Source organism: Enterovibrio nigricans DSM 22720 (assembly GCF_900167155.1).
Lineage (GTDB): Bacteria > Pseudomonadota > Gammaproteobacteria > Enterobacterales > Vibrionaceae > Enterovibrio > Enterovibrio nigricans.
The window spans coordinates 1-2923 of sequence record NZ_FUXU01000179.1; the positions used below are offsets into that span (position 1 = coordinate 1).

Sequence of the window (2923 nt, forward strand, 5' to 3'; positions counted from 1 at the left end):
CATGAGACTACGACGATTGATGGGTGTAGCCGATCAGATCGTAGCTTCTAGATTTAGTTCCATCGATTTAAGCAACAAAGCCCTTCTACATGTGAAAAAATTTCAGGTAGGTGTACTCAACAAGCACGTTAATCAGACGTCCCAAATAAGACAATTCTTTTCTCACAACTTGACCAGCATTGTTTTTGACATTGTATCTCTGATTGTTGTTGTTCCGGCATTGTACTTTTTAAGCGGTACCTTGTTTGTCGCTGTCCTTGCGTTTTGCGTAGCATTGGCCTGCATTTTGGGTTTTTCGATGAAGCACTATCGTGCGTGTCTCGATGAACTCTACGCATCAGAGGCGAAAAGAGAGTCATTCATTGTAGAAACGATCCAATGTTTATCGATGATCAAATCAGTAAATATGGAGAAAAGTCGCTTATTGAATTGGCACGACAGGGCATCTAATAGCATTGAGAGCGATTATAAGCTCAATCGTTTTGATGCCAATATTGGCCTCGCACTTCAGGGATGTCAGAACCTTCTGACGATTGTGATTGTGTTTATCGGCGTGACGGAAATTTATGCCGGTAACCTTTCAGTTGGTACATTGGTGGCTTTCAACATGCTTGTTAGCAAGGTGACTCAGCCTACGATAAAACTCGCAACGCTTGTTCACCATGTTCAGAAGGTAAACCTGTCAATTGACATGTTATCGAACGTCATGAAAGGCGATACAGAAGCGTCGAGTGGACGTACGACGCAGATTAGTGGCGACGTTGAAGTGTCAAATCTGTCACTTATTTTGCCGGATTCTGGCAAGAAGTTACTCGACGATGTGTCGTTCACGATGAAAGCTGGTGATTTCATTGGCATTGTCGGAAGCTCTGGTGCCGGTAAATCGCTATTAGCCTCGTTATTGCAAGGGATTAACCGCAACTACTCGGGGTTGATTCGTTTCGGTGATGTCGAACTGCGAAGCCTTGCGGCCCATGATCTTAGAAAGCAAATAGGGGTGCTACCGCAAAATGCCCCCGTGATTAAAGACAGCCTAGTGAACAATGTTGTTGCAGGTAGACAGTACGAGAGCAACGACGTTATTAGCGCATTGAATTTTGCGCAAGCAATGGAGTTCATCGACGGGCTCAGTGATGGTGTGAATACACAAGTTGATGAGTCAGGCGGAAACTTCTCGGGTGGGCAAATCCAACGTATAGGTTTAGCAAGAGCTGTTTACGGTAAGCCAAAACTTCTTCTTTTAGATGAGGCAACCTCTGCACTTGATGCCGAGGCTGAGGTGGCTATCTTACGTAACCTTAAGCAATTAAAAGGAAATTGTACCGTTATATTCATCACACACCGACTTTCAAACTTGAAATTTGCAGACAACATCCTTGTCATGGATAAAGGCAAACTCGTTGAGCAAGGTAAACACAATATGTTGCTTGAGAAAGAAGGATCACGATACCGCGAGCTCTGGGCAGCCCAGTCGATGTAACGGAAAATAGGGACACATATTATGAACAGTAAGCTGGTGGATATATCAACGGCTCAGACGCCTTCGTACCTGAGAAAGATAGGCATTTTTGTACTGCTGTTATTTGCATGCCTTTTTATCTGGATGCGTTTTTCATATGTTGACGTTGGTGTTACTGCGGTGGGGAAAATTGAGTTGGTTGGTGAAAATCAATATTTCACGCCAAGTAAGAAAATGAAAGTGGCACTGATTAATGTGACGGAAGGTCAAAACGTTAAGAAAGGTGACCTTCTCATCGCATTTGATCTAAGTGATGGTAAAAAGCGCCATGAAAGACTCAAAAAAGAAAACGCTATGCTAGAAGAAAAAACGGAAGCGTATTCCGTAATGTTGGGTCTTTTAAATATTGATAATAATAAGGTTAATACGCTTCATAAGGAAATCGTAACGGACTTTAAAAGCAATTTAGCACTTAAAGAAAATGAGATTGAACGTCTACAAGTGGAACGTCGATCCCTTGACTCCCTGATTGATGCAAAGCGAGTTGAGGAGAATTACCTTGAAATAATGCTAATCATGAAAAACAAACAAGCATTTGAAAATGAACAAACTAGACAGCTAGAAATACAAAAAGAACTTGCATCAGTTCAACAGGATATCAAATCTGCACAAATCAAAATTGAGAGTGTTGCGTCTGAGACAGCCAAGGTTAAATTGGAAATAGACCAATATCGGAGTGGAAAGTATATCGAGTGGAGGCGTAGCCTTGGCCATGCACATGCGAAGCTGGTAGCCAATGAATCTGCCTTACAAGAAATAAAACAATTACTTAATAATGAGCAGGTTTTTGCTGCGGATGACGGCGTTATAACAACGCTTCTCAATATTATACCCGGCACTTGGGTAGAACCAGGAAAACCGATCATGTCGTTAGAGAAGTCAGGGAAATCTGCAAGAGTGAAAGCAAACGTTCCTATCGACCATTTAACATGGGCACGCATTGCTAATGAGTCAAAAGTCATATTTTCAGAGTTCCCTGAGAATAACTACGGCCACCTAATTGGGGAGTACCGAAGTTACAACACCGAGATTCAACAAGAAGAAGGGAAAGGGGAGTTTTATGAAGTCTATATGGACATTAAAGACAATAAAATGAAGAACCTCCCTAAGGACTTTGGTTTCTTTGATGGTCAGAATGTGTCAATCGTATTTGGTCGAGATAAGCGAACGATTTTGAGTTATGCATTAAACCCAATTACTCGTGGCATGCATAAGACGATCGTTGATCCGCACTTAAATTGAAGTTTTTAACGCCTATATGCGTTTCGTGATAGGCAAAGAAAAACACAAATGGATTTGTTATTTTCAATCTGAAGGATCCCCTCATAATTCGCCCAACCCTGATGAATGCGTCAGCTTCTGGTATTCGAGCATAGCCCATTGATATTGCTTTTCATTGATGCA

The 2923-nt window shown here is 41.8% G+C and carries 2 protein-coding genes; both read left to right on the top strand.

The window, feature by feature from the left end; all coding sequences use genetic code 11:
- On the top strand, nt 1-1480 hold a 1480-nt coding region (locus B5D35_RS23290), incomplete at its 5' end, for a peptidase domain-containing ABC transporter (RefSeq protein WP_078754781.1).
- A gap of 21 nt (nt 1481-1501) precedes the next feature.
- A complete protein-coding gene (locus B5D35_RS23295) occupies nt 1502-2761 on the top strand; it encodes a putative HlyD family type I secretion protein (RefSeq protein WP_078754782.1) in 1260 nt (419 codons plus the stop codon).
- Nucleotides 2762-2923: the final 162 nt, after the last annotated feature.

Coding starts and splice junctions, on each gene's coding strand:
- B5D35_RS23295 (WP_078754782.1), top strand. CDS start 1,502: ATGAACAGTAAGCTGGTGGATATATCAACGGCTCAGACGCCTTCGTAC.